The sequence below is a fragment of the Streptomyces sp. NPDC005496 genome, from assembly GCF_042872045.1.
Taxonomy (GTDB): domain Bacteria; phylum Actinomycetota; class Actinomycetes; order Streptomycetales; family Streptomycetaceae; genus Streptomyces.
Map to the genome: position 1 here is coordinate 945,473 of NZ_JBIAJQ010000001.1, position 15,130 is coordinate 960,602.

The 15,130-nt window shown below is 72.5% G+C and carries 10 protein-coding genes; 3 read left to right on the forward strand and 7 right to left on the reverse strand.

The window, feature by feature from the left end; all coding sequences use genetic code 11:
- Positions 1–51: 51 nt before the first annotated feature.
- From ACFYQQ_RS04270 to ACFYQQ_RS04285, 4 genes are all read right to left on the reverse strand, one after another.
- Positions 52–1,812, reverse strand: coding sequence for an ATP-binding cassette domain-containing protein (locus ACFYQQ_RS04270; protein ID WP_388903321.1), 1,761 nt, complete (start codon positions 1,810–1,812; stop codon positions 52–54).
- A gap of 382 nt (positions 1,813–2,194) precedes the next feature.
- A complete protein-coding gene (locus tag ACFYQQ_RS04275) occupies positions 2,195–2,953 on the reverse strand; it encodes an NUDIX hydrolase (RefSeq protein ID WP_355794163.1) in 759 nt (252 codons plus the stop codon).
- A gap of 130 nt (positions 2,954–3,083) precedes the next feature.
- Positions 3,084–5,081 carry a glycogen debranching N-terminal domain-containing protein gene (locus ACFYQQ_RS04280; protein ID WP_356172373.1) on the reverse strand — a complete coding sequence of 666 codons (1,998 nt, stop codon included), beginning with the start codon at positions 5,079–5,081 and terminating at the stop codon, positions 3,084–3,086.
- A 492-nt stretch (positions 5,082–5,573) separates the two neighbouring features.
- Positions 5,574–7,394, reverse strand: a complete 1,821-nt coding sequence (locus ACFYQQ_RS04285) for a DUF4192 domain-containing protein (protein ID WP_388903324.1) — start codon at positions 7,392–7,394, stop codon at positions 5,574–5,576.
- 133 nt (positions 7,395–7,527) lie between these two features.
- Here ACFYQQ_RS04285 and ACFYQQ_RS04290 point away from each other — a divergent pair, with 133 nt between their 5' ends.
- On the forward strand, positions 7,528–9,708 hold the full coding sequence (locus tag ACFYQQ_RS04290) for a RecQ family ATP-dependent DNA helicase (protein ID WP_355783460.1): 2,181 nt from the start codon (positions 7,528–7,530) through the stop codon (positions 9,706–9,708).
- 225 nt (positions 9,709–9,933) lie between these two features.
- Positions 9,934–10,569, forward strand: coding sequence for a hypothetical protein (locus ACFYQQ_RS04295; protein ID WP_355783463.1), 636 nt, complete (start codon positions 9,934–9,936; stop codon positions 10,567–10,569).
- Positions 10,570–11,284: 715 nt separating this feature from the next.
- On the opposite strand, the gene ACFYQQ_RS04300 is transcribed toward ACFYQQ_RS04295, so the two are convergent.
- From ACFYQQ_RS04300 to ACFYQQ_RS04310, 3 genes are all read right to left on the reverse strand, one after another.
- A complete protein-coding gene (locus tag ACFYQQ_RS04300; protein WP_355783466.1) occupies positions 11,285–11,911 on the reverse strand; it encodes a hypothetical protein in 627 nt (208 codons plus the stop codon).
- A gap of 68 nt (positions 11,912–11,979) precedes the next feature.
- Complete coding sequence (locus ACFYQQ_RS04305) at positions 11,980–12,681, reverse strand: ribonuclease HII (RefSeq protein ID WP_355783469.1); 702 nt, start codon at positions 12,679–12,681, stop codon at positions 11,980–11,982.
- Positions 12,682–12,774: 93 nt separating this feature from the next.
- A complete protein-coding gene (locus ACFYQQ_RS04310) occupies positions 12,775–13,398 on the reverse strand; it encodes a TetR/AcrR family transcriptional regulator (protein ID WP_355783471.1) in 624 nt (207 codons plus the stop codon).
- 173 nt (positions 13,399–13,571) lie between these two features.
- On the opposite strand from ACFYQQ_RS04310, the gene ACFYQQ_RS04315 reads away from it, so the two are divergent.
- The gene (locus ACFYQQ_RS04315; protein WP_355783474.1) at positions 13,572–15,119 is read left to right on the forward strand and encodes an MFS transporter; all 1,548 of its coding nucleotides are present in this window, start codon (positions 13,572–13,574) and stop codon (positions 15,117–15,119) included.
- Positions 15,120–15,130: the final 11 nt, after the last annotated feature.

Genomic DNA, 15,130 nt, shown 5'->3' on the forward strand with positions numbered 1-15,130 from the left:
GTTCCCCGGGGAGTTGTGTGCAGCGCCGGAAGGGAAGGGTGCCGATGGTCGTCATCGGACCCTGCCGCGCAGGGTCGTGAGCAGATATGCGCAGAGCAGAGCGGCCAGCGACAACGTGAGGGCGCCGCCGACGGGTTGGGCCACCGCCTTCGCCCCGGCCGCCAGAACACGCTCTCCGCCGAACGGCCACTGCGACAACAAGTGCTCACGCAACCGCACGGAGAAACCGGCCGTGGACCGCACAGACGGACCCTCCACGGCCTTCTGTACGAGTGGTACGACGAGGATCGGAACCGTGAGCACGGCGGCGAGGCCCGCCGTCGTGGACCGGAGGACACCGGCGGCCAGCACACCGGCCCAGGCGCATCCCACGACGACCCCGGCCCAACTGACGGCCAAGGCAGGCCAGTCGGAGGGGACTCCGGCAAGTTCTTGGCCGTACAGGAGGTAGAGCGCCTCGAAGTCGCAGGCGACCGTGAGGAAGGCGAGGGCCAGCGCCGTGGCACCGCTGACGAGGAGTTTGGCGACGAGCAGGCTCATGCGCCGGGGCACGGTTCCGCGGTCGGCGGCCAGAGCGGGATGCCGGAACTCCTCGCCGAAGGCGATCGCGCCGAGCAGTCCCGCGCCGAGCGCCGCGGGCGGCAACGGGAACTCCCTCGGCCACGCAGCGAGCAGGCGCGCCTGCGGTGTGTGCCCGATCCGGGCCAGCAGGACGGAGACGAGCGCGGAGGTGACCAGTACGGCGGCCGCGGTGAGGTATCCGGTGCCGACTCCGGCGGCGCGGCGCAGTTCATAGCGCAGTGGTCGCAGTGGGCTCGGTGCCTGGCGGACGCTGATGGGCGGTGGCAGGGGCGACGAGGCGCCGTCGTCCGCGTCCAGCACCTCGACGGGCCGTGACTCACCGCTCCCGCGCCCCTCGTCGGCCGGTTCGGCACTGGGCCCCATGTCGCCGATCTCGTCGGCGAGTTGGTGGACGAGGATGCCGTGCCGGAAGGCGGTCTCGCCGACGTCGGCACACGCGCTGCCGTACACCGAGAGGCGGTTGCCGTCCTCGTGGACGACCTCCACGGAGCGCTGGGTCGCCCGGGCCTCCTTGGCGAGCAGGACGCCGAGCCGGGCTGCGTGCGGGCTGCGGACGGCGACCCGGGGGCGCAGCCGCGTGCGGGCGAAGTCGGCGACGTCCTGGTCGGCGAGGAGCTTCCCCTCGGCCAGCGTGACGACCCGGTCGGCCGCCCCGGCGGCCTCCTTGGGGTCGTCGGTGGTGAACAGCACAGTGCCGCCCTGTGCGGCGTGCGCCCGCAGGTTCTCGTGCAGCCAGCGGGCCTCGCGCGTGGCGAGGCCCGCTGCGGGGCCGTCGAGGACGAGCGTGTGCGGGTCGGCCAGCAGTGCGCACGCGAGGCCGAGACGTCGGTCCATTCCCCGCGAGAGAGTGCCCAGGCGCTCGTCACGCAGGCTGACGAGGCCCACGACTTCGAGGACTTCGTCGGCCCGGCGCATGGGCACGCCGGCCGCCGCGCACAGCATGCGCAGATGCCCCCGCACGCTGCGGGACGGGTGACCGGGCACATCGCCGAGGAGAACGCCCACTTCACGCGACGGATGGGCGATGCGGTGCAGCGGCCGACCTCTGAAGTAGGCGATTCCGCGGCCCTGTTGGAGTTCGAGCATGAGTCTCAGGGCCGTCGTCTTGCCTGCGCCCGGTGCTCCGAGGAGCGCCGTCACACGGCCCGCGTGTGCCTCGAAGGAGACGTCGTCGAGGGCGGGGGGTAGCTCCTTGCGAGGGTTGCTGGTCAGTCCGATGGCCTGGATCACCCTGAGCAAGATAGCGGTACATTTCCCGTTTTCCGGGCACCTCGGGGCGCGCTAGGAGCCGACTTCGCCCGTCTCCGGCCGCGTCTGCGGGGGTCGGCTGCGGCCAGCGGTCCCGGACCTTCTCGTCTCACGCGCGGAAGCCGACGCGCCCCGGGGGCCGCCGCTCTCGCCCGACGACCAGGTCAGGCCCCGGGGCGCGCTACGAGCCGACTTCGTCCATCTCCGGCCGCGCCTGCCGGGGGCGGCTGCGGCCGCCGGTCCCGGGCCGCTCATCGCGCGCGGCCGAAGTCGTCGTGACCAGCCGAGGCCGCCGCTCCCGCCGCCGCGTCGACCTGCCCACCTACGCCTTCACCCGTCGCCGCTACCCGACGACCAGGTCAGGTCACACCTCGGGGCGCAGCATCGGCGGGTTGAGCAGCGTGGCGCCACCCGCGCGGAAGAGCTGCGCGGGGCGGCCGCCCTGCCGGGTGGTCGTACCGCCGGTGGGCACGAGGAAGCCCGGCGTGCCCGTCACCTTGCGGTGGAAGTTGCGCGGGTCCAGCGCCACACCCCACACGGCCTCGTACACCCGGCGCAGCTCACCGACGGTGAACTCGGTCGGGCAGAAAGCGGTGGCCAGTGACGAATACTCGATCTTGGACCGGGCGCGCTCCACCCCGTCCGAGAGGATCTGGGCGTGGTCGAAGGCGAGCGGGGCCGCCTGCTCGCCGTCCCGGCCGTAACCGCCCTGCTGCAGCAGCTCCTCGACCGGCGCCCAGCGGGCGCTGTTGGCGTCACCGCCCGCCCGGGGCGCAGGCAGGTCGGGGGCCAGCGCGAGATGAGCGACGCTGACCACGCGCATCCGCGGGTCGCGCTTGGGGTCGCCGTAGGTCGCGAGCTGCTCCAGGTGTGCGCCGTTGTCCTGCGCCGGAGCCGAGGGGTCGTGCGCGCACAGCCCGGTCTCCTCGACCAGTTCACGGGCCGCCGCCTGTGCGAGGTCCTCGTCGGACCGCACGAAGCCGCCCGGCAGCGCCCACCGCCCCTGGAACGGCTGCTCGCCCCTCCTTACCGCCAACGCGCACAGGGCATGGCGTCGTACGGTCAGCACGACCAGGTCCACGGTCACGGCGAAGGGCGGGTAAGCCGACGGGTCGTAGGGCATGCCGCGATCATAGTCGTCTGCCTGACGATAAACACTCCCTTCGTCGGTCGCATCCATGGCTGATCCACTGCGCTGCGACACGTGTTCCAGAGGCCCCCGCAGCCGCCCTCCCGCGTCACGTCGCGCCAGCTCATGCCCCCAACTGCAGCCCCTCTGCCGCTTCCTCGACCATGGCGACGCCGAGCCGGCTGACGCGTACGGAGAAGGGCGCGCCCGCCACACGCAGTCCCGTGAGCCCGATCTCCCCGAGGGGCGCGCTGCTCATGGGACGAAGCGTCACCGTCCCGGCCGGGGCGTCGGGCCGGATCCCGGCAAGCGAAGTGAGCAGGAGCACCCCGGCGGCAGCGGCGGTGGCCGCCGGACGGCAGGCTGCGGGGTGCGGCAACGGGGCACCGTCTTCCCTGCGCTGCTCCCCCGCGTACATCTCGGGCAGCCGGTGGCCGAAGGTCTCGGCGGCCGCCAGCACGCCCCGCAGCAGCGAGCCTGCCTCCCTCTCGTACCCGGCCGCGGCCAGCCCCGCGACCGCGACGGCGGTCTCCTGCATACGCACGGCGCCGCCTCGATGCCCGAACGGGTTGTACGCGGCTTCCTTCGCCCCGAGGCTGCGCAGCCCCCAGCCCGAGTCCATGGCCGGACCGCCGAGCAACCGGGCGAGCTGCTCGGTCTGCATTTTGTCGAGCAGCCCCGCGGCGGAGGTCCCGGCGCCGAGCAGACCGGTGTCGAGGAGGTGCGCGGCGCCCGCCCCCAGGTGGGGCACGAGGCGCCCGTCCGGCGCACGGGCCGCCGCCGGCCTGCCGCCTCCCCGGTCCTCCAGCCAGAAGTCGGTGCGGAACGCGCGGCGCATGCTCTGGGCCCACTGCCGCAGCCCCGCGCCACCCGGCCTGTCGTAGGCATCGAGCAGATCGGCGCCGAGGAGGGCCGCACGGTGGGCATATGCCTGTGTCTCGCAGCGCAGTGGTCCGCCGGGGTGGGGGTCGGGCAGATAGGTGCCGTCGCCGACGGTGGTCCGCAACCACTGAAGGCAGCCCTCGGCCGCGGGCAGCAGTTCCTCGGTCTGCTGGTCCGGAAGACCCCATCGCCGGGCTTCCGCCAGAAGCACGGGGAACAGGAGTGTGGCCTCGGTGGACGTGCAGCCCGGTGGCAGATGCGGGCCGGCGTCCCTGCGCGGTCCCGGGATCATGCCGGACTGGGGCCCAGGACCGCCGAGTTGAGTGCGCGCGAGGGACCTCAGGGTGCCCGCGGCGAGCCGGGTGCCGAGCGGCAGCGTCATGCGTGCCGAGACGAGGGCCTCCGCGGGAGCCATGCCGCAGCGCCAGGGGGCTCCGCCGGCGAGGAAGACGTCGGAGGGGTGCCCCGGGTCGCGCAGCAACAGTGCTTCGAGGTCCTCGACGCAGGTGTCGAGCAGTGCCTGGGCCCGGGCGTCGTCGCCGGTGGCCCCGGCCCTGGCCAGCGGGCTCGGCGCACCCCGGCCAACCGCTCCGCCGGGTCCCGCACCGTCCATCCGTACTCGCAGCTCCATGGTCAGTGTGCCGCCGGGCGGAAGCTCCACCTCCCAGCGCAGCAACCCCGCGGACGCCAGCGCGTCGGTGGGCTGCGGCTCGGCCGTGACCGTCGCCGAGCGGCCGCCTGCCGCCGACCAGCGCAGGCCGGAGGCGTGGACGCTCGCGGGCAGTTCCGGTCCCGCCCCGCCGGAGGCGATCGCGCCGAGCTCCGCGAGATCCGTCCCCAGGGCCACCTCCACCGGCAGGCGCAAAGGGCGGCGGGCCGAGCTGTGCAAGGTGATCCGCTCCGTGCCGTCGGCGCTCCTGGTGCGCTCCACGATCACGTCGGGGTCCGGACCACCGTCGGGAGACGCCCGCAGCGTCCCCACGAACCGGGCTCGGTCGGCGGCGGTCATCCGGGCCTGTACGGCGAGTGGTTCCCGACCGGCCACCCGGACCTGGCAGCGGGAGAGCAGACGCCGGCCCGCCCGGTAGAACCCGTCCAGCCCCTGGCCCGTCAACTGTCCCTGATCCGTGGAGATGGCCAACCCCGGAAGCGAGACGCAGACCAGCGCGGCGTGGGCGGGCGGCAGCTCCGGGGCCCTGCGCGGTGTGGGCAGGGGCAGGGACGCTCTCGAAGCGACCATGCCGACCGTGCCGGGAGGCCGCGTCGACGGGTCCGTCACTCCCGGCTGCCGAGTCGACAAGTCGGCTCCGGTGTCTCGCTGCGTCGCCGACCTGCCCGTGTCCTCGAACGTGGGCGGTGGGACACCCGCGCGTGTGGAGGGACGGGTGGGTGAGTGAGGGGACGGACGGTCGCCGTCGGGGGTGGAGGACGGGGTGGACAGCGGCATGGGGCGGCTTCTCCTGCGCTCGGTACGCCTGGGGCACGCTCGGTGCCAGGTGGCGGGCTCCGGATGACCGTGGACTGTGCGGCGGCGCGGCACGGCCACGAGATCCGCCACTCAGGTGAACGGGGCGGCCGTCCCGCGGGTCACGCCCCCGGAGGGAGAAGCCGACCGGATGGCGGCGGCCCGGGGCGGGTGGCGAGGCAGGGCCGGAGCGGCGCTTCAACCCGTGGCGGAGCCAACCCAGGACGCGGGCCGAGACGCCGCGCAGTCCCGTCCAAGGCTCAGTCCTCACCTGTCCTCGCCGGTTCCATGGCCGGTCACCCGGCGCCGGAGCTGGGGATGGATCCTCGGGACGTCGCTCGCGAGGGACGCGCCGCCGCCTTCGGACGCGAGGCCGAGAGCCCCGCCGCCTTCGGACGCGGGGCTCTCGGCGGGACGGCGACGTCGAGCGGCGGCGATACGGGATGCCCGACGACTCGGATGCATGCTGCCCTCCGATGTACGCACCCGGCGACGCCGCCGACGCGAGGGCGGCGACGGCTGCGCGGCCTCACCGGGCCGCCCGACGCACGACGACAGCTCAGGCGCGCCGGACGGGGCCGAGCCGTCCGAGCGGTTCCCGGTGGCCGCTGGATCCGAGCCTCCGGAGTCCGCCGTGCGGCCTTCGCGCTCCGATCGCAGGCACCGGCGGACCGACTCCGGGTCCAGGCCCTCGTTGCAGGCCTGGTGAAGCAGGCGGGCGAAGAGGTAGTCGGGGTCGACCCCGATGGCCATGGCCAGGGCTTCACGGGCCTCCAGCTCGTCACCGGACGACCACGCGACCCAACCCGCGAGCGTGAGGGGCGCGGCCGCGTGCTCGGCGTACGGGCCGACGCAGCGGCGGGCCAGTGCGCGCCAGAGGCGCAGGGCCGGCCCCGCTTCCTCGCCTTCCATCCACTCGGCCGCCCGGTCGCGTGTCGTACGGTCCTGGAGGCCGAGGATGAGGGCGGCGGCTTCGTCGTGCCCGAGGAGTTCGTCGTCGCGTCGGTCCGAGTCGAGCGAGCCGGCCACCGGACGGGTGCCGGCGATACGCCCCATGGCCTTGCGGGCCAGATCGAGGGTCTCCTCCGCGACCTCCGTGCGGCTCCCGGCGTCCAGGATCCGGGGGACCAGGGACATGCTCGCGGCGTCCAGGGCGGCCTCCTGGTCCAAGGCCGCTGCCGTCTCCCATGGACTGAGCCTGGCCCTGAACTCGCGCAGACTGCCGCGCACTTGGAGTCCGGCATAGGTCGCGGCGGCAGCGAGGACGGATGTGCCCGGCAGTCCCATCGGTTCGCCGTGCGGCGGACAGCAGTCCTCGCTCGGGCAGCAGTAGGACCAGAAGCGGCCGTCCGAGATGCACAGGGCCTCGACCACCGGGACGTCGAAGGTGCCGCAGGCGGTGCGGAGCAGCTGCGCCAAGGGGCGCAGGCGTTCCATCACGTCCCGTCCCGATTCGCCGCTCCGCGGTTCCTGGCAGAGGTAGGCGACCATGGTCTCCGGCCGGGCGCCCCTGCGCTCACTCCCCAGCACCAGTCCCCGCGCCAGCTGTCCCGCCGCCGAGGACCAGTCGTCCGTCTGAGCCGGGATTCCCAGTCGCGCCCGCCCTCCGAACCGGCCACGCTGCTCCCGGTCGTGGAGTGCCACCAGCACGATGCTGTCCTCGGGTCGGTAGCCCAGGAGGTAGGGCAGCGCGTCGGCCAGCTCCGCGGGCGTCCGGAGCGTGACCTGCTGCTGACCGGAGAGACCCGGAGCCGTGCCGTGCCCGACGAAGGTGAGCGGCTCGGCAGGGCTCACGCGCCCGGCCGACTCCTCGCCGCCCACGCCTCCACCGCGCTCGCCGAACCCTGGATCACCGGCTTTGCCCAGGCCCAAGCGCTGAGCCGCCAAGGACTCCTCCCCGCCGGCCCGCACCCCCGTCGGCTGCTCCCTCGTCGGCTCCTCCCCCGTCTCCTGCTCGCCCGCACGAACGGGCGCCTGCGGGTACTCCCCACATCGCGCGTCCTCTTGCTGTGCCCGCGCGCTGATGTCACCTTCGCCGGCGATGCCGCTCGTTTCGGAGGTGCCGGTCGTTTCGCTGTGATTCGTCATGCCGTGACCATCCCGCGAAACCGGAAAACTCGCTGGAGCCTGTGGATAACCATGAGCATGGGCACGACAGGACTTGTCCACAGTCCGAGCTGCTCGTTCGCGCTTTGTCCGACCCATCGGGTTGCATGGGGCCATGAGCAACGAAGACCAGCGCCTCACGGCCGACGAAGACCTGCGCACCGCGGCCGATGCCGTACTCGCCCGGCTGGTCGGTGCGCCGGCGGGCGACGCCCGGCTGCGCGAGGACCAGTGGCGTGCCATCGAGGCCCTGGTCGCCGACAAGCGCAGAGCCCTGGTCGTGCAGCGCACCGGCTGGGGCAAGTCCGCGGTGTACTTCGTCGCGACGGCCTTGCTGCGGGAGCGGGGGGCCGGACCCACGGTGATCGTGTCCCCGCTCCTCGCGCTCATGCGCAACCAGGTGGAGGCGGCCGCCCGAGCCGGCATCCGCGCCCGCACGATCAACTCGTCCAACCCGGAGGAGTGGGACACCATCCAGGCCGAGGTGGCCGCGGGCGAGGTCGACGTGCTCCTGGTCAGCCCGGAGCGGCTCAACAATCCGGACTTCCGCGACCAGGTGCTCCCCAAGCTGGCCGCCGCGACCGGTCTGCTCGTGGTGGACGAGGCGCACTGCATCTCCGACTGGGGCCACGACTTCCGGCCCGACTACCGCAGGCTGCGGACGATGCTCGCCGACCTCCCGTCCGGCGTTCCGGTGCTGGCCACCACGGCGACCGCGAACGCGCGCGTCACGGCCGACGTGGCGGAGCAGCTCGGCACGGGCGGCGGCACGGACGCGCTCGTCCTGCGCGGGCCGCTGGACCGGGAGAGCCTCAGTCTCGGAGTGCTGCAGCTGCCGGACGCGGCCACCCGGATGGCCTGGCTGGCCGAGCACCTCGGCGACCTGCCCGGGTCGGGGATCATCTACACCCTCACCGTGGCGGCCGCCGAGGAGGTCACCGCGTTCCTTCGCCAGTGCGGGCACACGGTGACGTCGTACACGGGCAAGACGGAGAACGCGGACCGGCAGCAGGCCGAGGAGGACCTGCTCGCCAACCGTGTGAAGGCCCTGGTCGCCACCTCCGCGCTGGGCATGGGGTTCGACAAGCCCGACCTCGGCTTCGTGGTGCACCTCGGGTCTCCCTCGTCTCCGATCGCGTACTACCAGCAGGTGGGGCGTGCGGGCCGAGGCGTGGAGCATGCCGAAGTGCTGCTCCTGCCGGGCAAGGAGGACCAGGCGATCTGGCAGTACTTCGCGTCGATCGCCTTCCCGCCGGAGGAGCAGGTCCGCCGGACCCTCGACGCGCTCGCCGGTGCCGGCAGGCCGCTGTCGCTGCCCGCGCTCGAACCGCTCGTGGAGCTGCGCCGCTCCCGCCTGGAGACGATGCTCAAGGTGCTGGACGTGGACGGGGCGGTGCGGCGGGTCCAGGGCGGCTGGATCTCCACGGGAGTCCCGTGGACGTACGACGCGGAGCGTTATGCCTGGGTCGCGAAGCAGCGGGCCGCCGAGCAGCAGGCCATGCGCGACTACGTGACAACGACGGACTGCCGGATGGAGTTCCTGCGCCGGCAGCTGGACGACGAGGCCGCCGCACCCTGCGGACGCTGCGACAACTGCGCGGGGCCGCGGTTCACGGACTCGGTCTCCAGCACCTCGCTGGAGGCGGCACGCGGCGAGCTGGGGCGCGCGGGCGTCGAGGTCGAGCCCCGGAAGATGTGGCCCACCGGCCTTCCTGCGGTCGGCGTCGACCTCAAGGGACGCATTCCGGCCGGGGAGCAGTTCTCTCCCGGGCGGGCGCTGGGCAGGCTCTCGGACATCGGCTGGGGAAACAGACTGCGACCGATGCTCGCGCCTCAGGCTCCGGATGGTCCGGTGCCCGACGATGTCGCCCAGGCCGTGGTGGGTGTGCTGGCCGACTGGGCGAAGGGTCCCGGCGGCTGGGCCTCGGGCCAGCCGGACGCGCAGCCGCGCCCGGCCGGTGTCGTCACCATGGCCTCGCGTTCACGTCCGCAGCTGATCCAGTCGCTCGGCGCGCGGATCGCGGAGATCGGGCGACTCCCCCTGCTCGGGACCGTCGAGTACACGGGTGAGATCTCACAGGCTTCGCGAAGCAACAGTGCCCAGCGGCTGAAGGCGCTCGACGGTGCGCTGACCGTGCCGCCGGAGCTGGCAGCCGTGCTCAAGGAAGCCGACGGCCCGGTGTTGCTCGTGGACGACGCCATGGAGACCGGCTGGACGCTCGCTGTGGCCGCACGACTCCTTCGACGAGCAGGTGCACAGGGGGTGTTGCCGCTGGTCCTCGCCGTGCAAGCGTGACCCCATGCGTCGCCGACGGGAACAGTGGGCAGGGATATAGACGGCCTTTCGCCGCAAAACAGTCCGTGGCCCCAATTGCTCGTTGCCGCAACCAAGTTCGACAGGAAGAATTGAACTCCGCTCCCCGCACGGCTCGTCCGTGGTCCGGTAGGGCCCTGTTGCGGTGCGCGCTCCCCCAAGTCCGACCCTCGCCCGAAGTGTGGGCGCGTAGCCGAAGGGAGGACCGTGACCTTCGGATTCGCTCCGTCCTCGGCGGCATCCATGTCGACGTCTGCCGACCTGTCCGCCGCTTCCGCCAATCCACTGACCAGGATGCTCGAACCGGCCGAGTGGGCCGCCGCGGGAATCCCCCTGCTGCGTGACCCGCGCGAGGTCGTCAGCGGGCTGCACTCCCGGCACCGCCCCGGGCCCGCGACCGTGATCGTGGCCGTTCTCGACCCGGACGAGCGGCTGTGTGCGAGCGCCTCGTTCACGCGTCGGCCGGCACCGGCCGACGGGTGGATGTTCCGCAACGTGCTGCTCGCGCAGCTGCGCCGCGTGATCCCGCACGACCTGCGCCGCCGTACCCCGGTCCGTACCGCCGTGCTGCTCTACTGCCGTGACGGCGACGCGCGTTGGACGGAGGAGGACGGGGCGTGGATGTGGGGACTGCGGGACGCGTGCACGTTGCACGGGTTGCGCTGCGGGGCGTACATCACGCTGACGCGTGACGGATGGCAGGTCCTCGGTGAGGGTCGCGGAGGGCGCCGCCCCAGCGTCGACTCGGCGCCGGAGCCTTTCGCCACGGCCGACGCCCCGCTCCCGGCGCCGCGCACCGGGGGTGCCGCGTCCGAGCTGCTGCGCCGGGCCGCCGCCCGCTGAGGAACGACCGGGGTGACAGGCCCGCGCGTGGGGAGCAAGAACCGTCGTCGGCGCCCTGACCCGGCTCGACGGCGGGGCAGGGAGAGCAGGAATGACGGAGTCGCGGGCGCGGTTCCGGGGCACACCTCTCGCGGCCCTCGCGTGACGGCAGCGGACGCACGGTAGCGACAGGCCGACGCCCAATGCCCCGCGGCGGCACGGCGGGACATCGCTGTCGCCGCTTACCGGCCCGGAACCACGGGCCCCCGGGCCCGCACCCGCGCCCCGCCCACCCCGCACCCGCAGCGTCCCGAAGAACCGCGCCGACCGCACCGCAGCACCGCAGCACCGGGGATGCCAAAGCGGCGAGGCACCGAAACAACGAAGCTCTGATCCGGCCGACTCGTAAAGCACGGCCTGCCGCCCCCAGCGGCGAAATCACCGCCCCAAGCTGACAGACACGCCGAAGTACCCACCGTGCTCAGGCGTCGGCGTCGGCGTCGGTCTCGATATCGGCATCGGCATCGGCATCGGCATCGGCGACAGCCTCAGCGTCGGAGTCGGAGCCGGAGTCCGCGACAGTCTCAGCGGTCAGCGTCGACTTCGAGGCACAGGAGAACGCCCACCGTGCAGGTGCCGCGGTGCGGCACCCCCGACGGACTCCCCGTGCTCGTCCCGCTCCCGACACGGCTGGGAGCGGAGGCCGAAACGGTTCCGGACGACGTCCGGAACCGGCTCAGACTCCCGCGCCCAGCACCGAGTTGATCTGCTGCGGGTCACCGCAGACGATCAGCAGGGCACCGGCCCGGCCAAGGGCCAGCGGCAGGGCGGAGGCGACCGCGGCGACGGTTCCGCCATTGACGGCGACCACGACGACGGGTCGGGACGAGGCCCGGCCAGCGACGGAGGCGTCGGCGTAGAAGACGTCGTCCCCGGCGTCGTGCAGACCCCAGTAGGCGGTCTCGCCGAAGGACAGTTCGTGCGCGGCCCACGGGTGCGGGTCGCCGGTGGTGATCACCAGCACCTCACCCGGGGCGCGGCCCGACTCGAGCAGCAGGTCGACGGCTTCTTCCGCGGCGTCCAGCGCACCCTCGGCCGAGGCCGGGATCAGCTGGATCTGCGGGGTGGAACCGGCCTTGGCGGCGGCCGGGGCCGGGGGCCCGGGCTTGGTCACGGCCGGTTCGCGCGACGTGCGTTGGACCGGCATGGGCCGGACAGGACCCGGACGGCCGGGACGCGGCGGAGCCGCGGGACGGGGGCCGGGTACGGGGCGGGGGGTCGGCGCTGTGCGGCCACTGGCCGACGTCGCGCGGGGACCCTGGGCACTCTCGTGAATCTGAGGCTCCTCGGGAAGGAGAGGCATGAGTTGATATCTATCAAACGCCGGTGCGACACGCCTCGGCGGGTGGCACACAAGTGCGAACGGGACCGTCAGAAATCGAAGCCGAGCTGGCCCTCGATCTCCGGAACGTTTCCGTCCGCCCAGGCGCGGACCTTCTTGAGGTGCCGCCACTGGGGCAGCGCATCAAGATACGCCCACGTCAGCCGGTGGTACGGGGTGGGGCCCCGCTCCGCCAGTGCGGCCTTGTGCACCGGGGACGGATACCCGGCGTTGGCCGCAAAACCGAAGTCTGCATGGTCGATACCCAGTTCGGCCATCATTTTGTCGCGCTGCACCTTGGCGATCACCGAGGCCGCGGCGACCGCCACGCAGGACTGGTCCCCTTTGATCACCGTGCGGACGCGCCACGGGGAGCCGAGGTAGTCGTGCTTGCCGTCGAGGATCACGGCGTCGGGGCGCACCGGCAGGGTCTCCAGGGCGCGCACCGCCGCGAGCCGCAGGGCGGCGGTCATGCCCATGCCGTCGATCTCCTCCGGAGAGGCGTGCCCGAGGGCGTACGACGTCACCCAGGTACGCAGCTCCTCGGCGAGCGCGGTGCGGCGCTTGATCGTGAGGAGCTTGGAGTCGGTGAGGCCTTCGGGCGGTCGGCGCAGTCCGGTGATCGCCGCGCAGACGGTGACGGGACCGGCCCAAGCGCCCCGCCCCACCTCGTCGACACCGGCAATGACCTTCGCTCCGGTCGTGGCGCGGAGGGAGCGCTCGACGGTGTGGGTGGGAGGTTCGTACGGCATGGCGTGCTTAGCGTACGCCGCCCGGAAGCCGCCGCGACACCCAGGTTTGCCGGGACGGCACCGGGCGCCCGGCCGCCGCGGGAAATCCCTTGGTCAGGCGGGGTCCGGGCGCAGCAGCGGCATCATCAGGTGGTCGATCATCTCCGCGAGGTCCGTCTCGCTCCATTCGCTGGCGCACACCTTCGATCGGTACATCATCATCGCCGGGATGGCGTCGAACACGTAACTGTTCGCGGCGTCGGGCCGCACGTCGCCCCGCCCGATTCCGCGGTGGATGACCTCCCGGAGCAGATGCATGGTGGGCTCGACGACGCCGCCGAGGATCACTCCGTGGAAGCGTTCGGCCTGGGCCGCGTCGCATTCGTGAAGGACGGAACGCAGTGCGAGTCCGGGCCGTGAGTACATGGCCTCGCGCACGCGCCGGCACAGTTCGAGGAGGTCCGCGCGGACGCTGCCGAGGTCGGGCGCCTCCCTCAGACGCGGCAGCCCGGCCTGCAGGGCGTCCACGACGAGGTCCTCCTTGGAGGGCCACCGGCGGTAGACCGCGGCCTTCCCGGTCTGGGCGCCCGAGGCGACCCCCTCCATGGTGAGACCGTTCCAGCCGACGGTACCGAGCTGTTCCAGGGCGGCTTCGAGGATCGCCCGTTCGAGTACGGCGCCGCGGCGACGCGGGGAGGCCGCCTGAGCGGGGGCGCCCGTCCAGCGCGAAGTATCCATCTGAGTCTCTCCGTCAAGCATGCGGAATTGGGAATTCCGGGTGGGGACGAGCAAGCACATCACGAAAAGCGGCAGCGTCTTCAGTGAACGCTTGCGTTCACTGTCGGGGAGTCACTACCGTTGTCGCGCCAGTGAACGCGAGCGTTCACTAACGTACTTGTGGGGGACCCATAGTGACGACCTCTCAGTTGATTCCCAAACAGAAGCCCGGAGCGGCCCGTCGGGAAGGACATCCCGGCATCGCACTCGCGGTCATCGCGGCCTGCCAACTCATGGTGGTCCTCGACGCGACGATTGTGAACATCGCGCTCCCGCACATTCAAGACGCCCTCGAATTCAGCACCACCGACCTGACCTGGGTGGTCAGCGCCTACACCCTCACCTTCGGCGGTCTGCTGCTCCTCGGCGGGCGGGCCGGTGACATCCTCGGGCGGCGCCGGGTCTTCATGACCGGCATCCTGCTCTTCACGGCGGCCTCGCTGCTGGGCGGTCTGGCCCAGGAGCCCTGGCAGCTGATGGCCGCGCGCGCCCTCCAGGGCGTGGGTGGCGCGATCGCGTCTCCCACCTCGCTGGCGCTGATCACCACCACCTTCCCGGAGGGCCCGGAGCGGAACCGGGCCTTCGGTGTCTTCGCCGCGGTCTCCGCGGGCGGCGGCGCGGTCGGTCTGCTCGCGGGCGGCATGCTCACGGAGTGGCTCGACTGGCGCTGGGTGCTCTTCGTGAACGTGCCCATCGGTCTGCTGATCGCGGTGCTCGCCCCGATGTACATCAGCGAGTCCGAACGCCACCCGGGCCGTTTCGACGTCGCGGGAGCACTCACCTCGACGCTCGGCATGGCATCCCTGGTCTACGGCTTCATCCGGGCCGCGGAGGAGGGCTGGCGGGACAGCCTCACCCTCGGTTCCTTCGGTGCGGCGGTGGTCCTGCTGCTGCTCTTCGGGTTCGTCGAGATGCGGGCCAAGGAGCCGATCACTCCGCTCAGGATGTTCGCCGACCGCAACCGCTCGGGCACGTACGTGATCATGCTCAGCCTGGCCGCCGCCATGTTCGGCATGTTCTTCTACATCGTCCTCTTCGTGCAGAACGTGCTGAGCTACAGCCCGATCTCGGCGGGAGTCGCCTTCCTCCCGGTGACCGTCGCGATCGTCACCGGCGCCGGGCTGTCGCAGCGGTTCCTGCCCGTGCTCGGCCCCAAGCCGTTCATGGTCGTGGGCTCGTCGCTCGTCGCGCTCGGACTGGGCTGGCTGACCTTCATCAGCCCCGACAGCTCGTACGTCGGCGGAATCCTCGGCCCGATGCTGCTCTTCGGCTTCGGCATGGGGCTGAACTTCGTGACGCTGACGCTCACCGCGGTCTCGGGCGTCTCCTCGCACGAGGCCGGCGCGGCCTCGGGACTGCTCAACGCCACGCAGCAGGTGGGCGGTTCGCTCGGTCTCTCCATCCTCACCACGGTCTTCGGCTCGGCCAGCCGTGACGAGGCGGAGAAGCAGGTGCCGAGCTTCCTCGCCGACGCCTCGCCGGAGCAGAAGGCCGAGTTCGCCAAGACCCACCAACTGCCCGCTCCCTGGGGCCACGAGGTGCTCGCCGAGGGCATCTCCGCGGCCTTCATCCCTGCCGCGGCGATGGCCGTGCTCGCCCTGATCGTCGCGACCGTCGTGATCAAGGTCCGCAAGAGCGACCTGGACGCGCTCGCCGGCACGGCGGGACCCGCGGCGGGCTGACCCGGGCGCCG

Bases quoted from the DNA above. Each gene is read 5' to 3' on its own strand.
- ACFYQQ_RS04275 (WP_355794163.1), bottom strand. From the start codon at position 2,953: ATGCCCTACGACCCGTCGGCTTACCCGCCCTTCGCCGTGACCGTGGAC.
- ACFYQQ_RS04280 (WP_356172373.1), bottom strand. From the start codon at position 5,081: ATGGTCGCTTCGAGAGCGTCCCTGCCCCTGCCCACACCGCGCAGGGCC.
- ACFYQQ_RS04285 (WP_388903324.1), bottom strand. From the start codon at position 7,394: ATGACGAATCACAGCGAAACGACCGGCACCTCCGAAACGAGCGGCATC.
- ACFYQQ_RS04290 (WP_355783460.1), top strand. From the start codon at position 7,528: ATGAGCAACGAAGACCAGCGCCTCACGGCCGACGAAGACCTGCGCACC.
- ACFYQQ_RS04300 (WP_355783466.1), bottom strand. From the start codon at position 11,911: ATGCCTCTCCTTCCCGAGGAGCCTCAGATTCACGAGAGTGCCCAGGGT.
- ACFYQQ_RS04305 (WP_355783469.1), bottom strand. From the start codon at position 12,681: ATGCCGTACGAACCTCCCACCCACACCGTCGAGCGCTCCCTCCGCGCC.
- ACFYQQ_RS04310 (WP_355783471.1), bottom strand. From the start codon at position 13,398: ATGGATACTTCGCGCTGGACGGGCGCCCCCGCTCAGGCGGCCTCCCCG.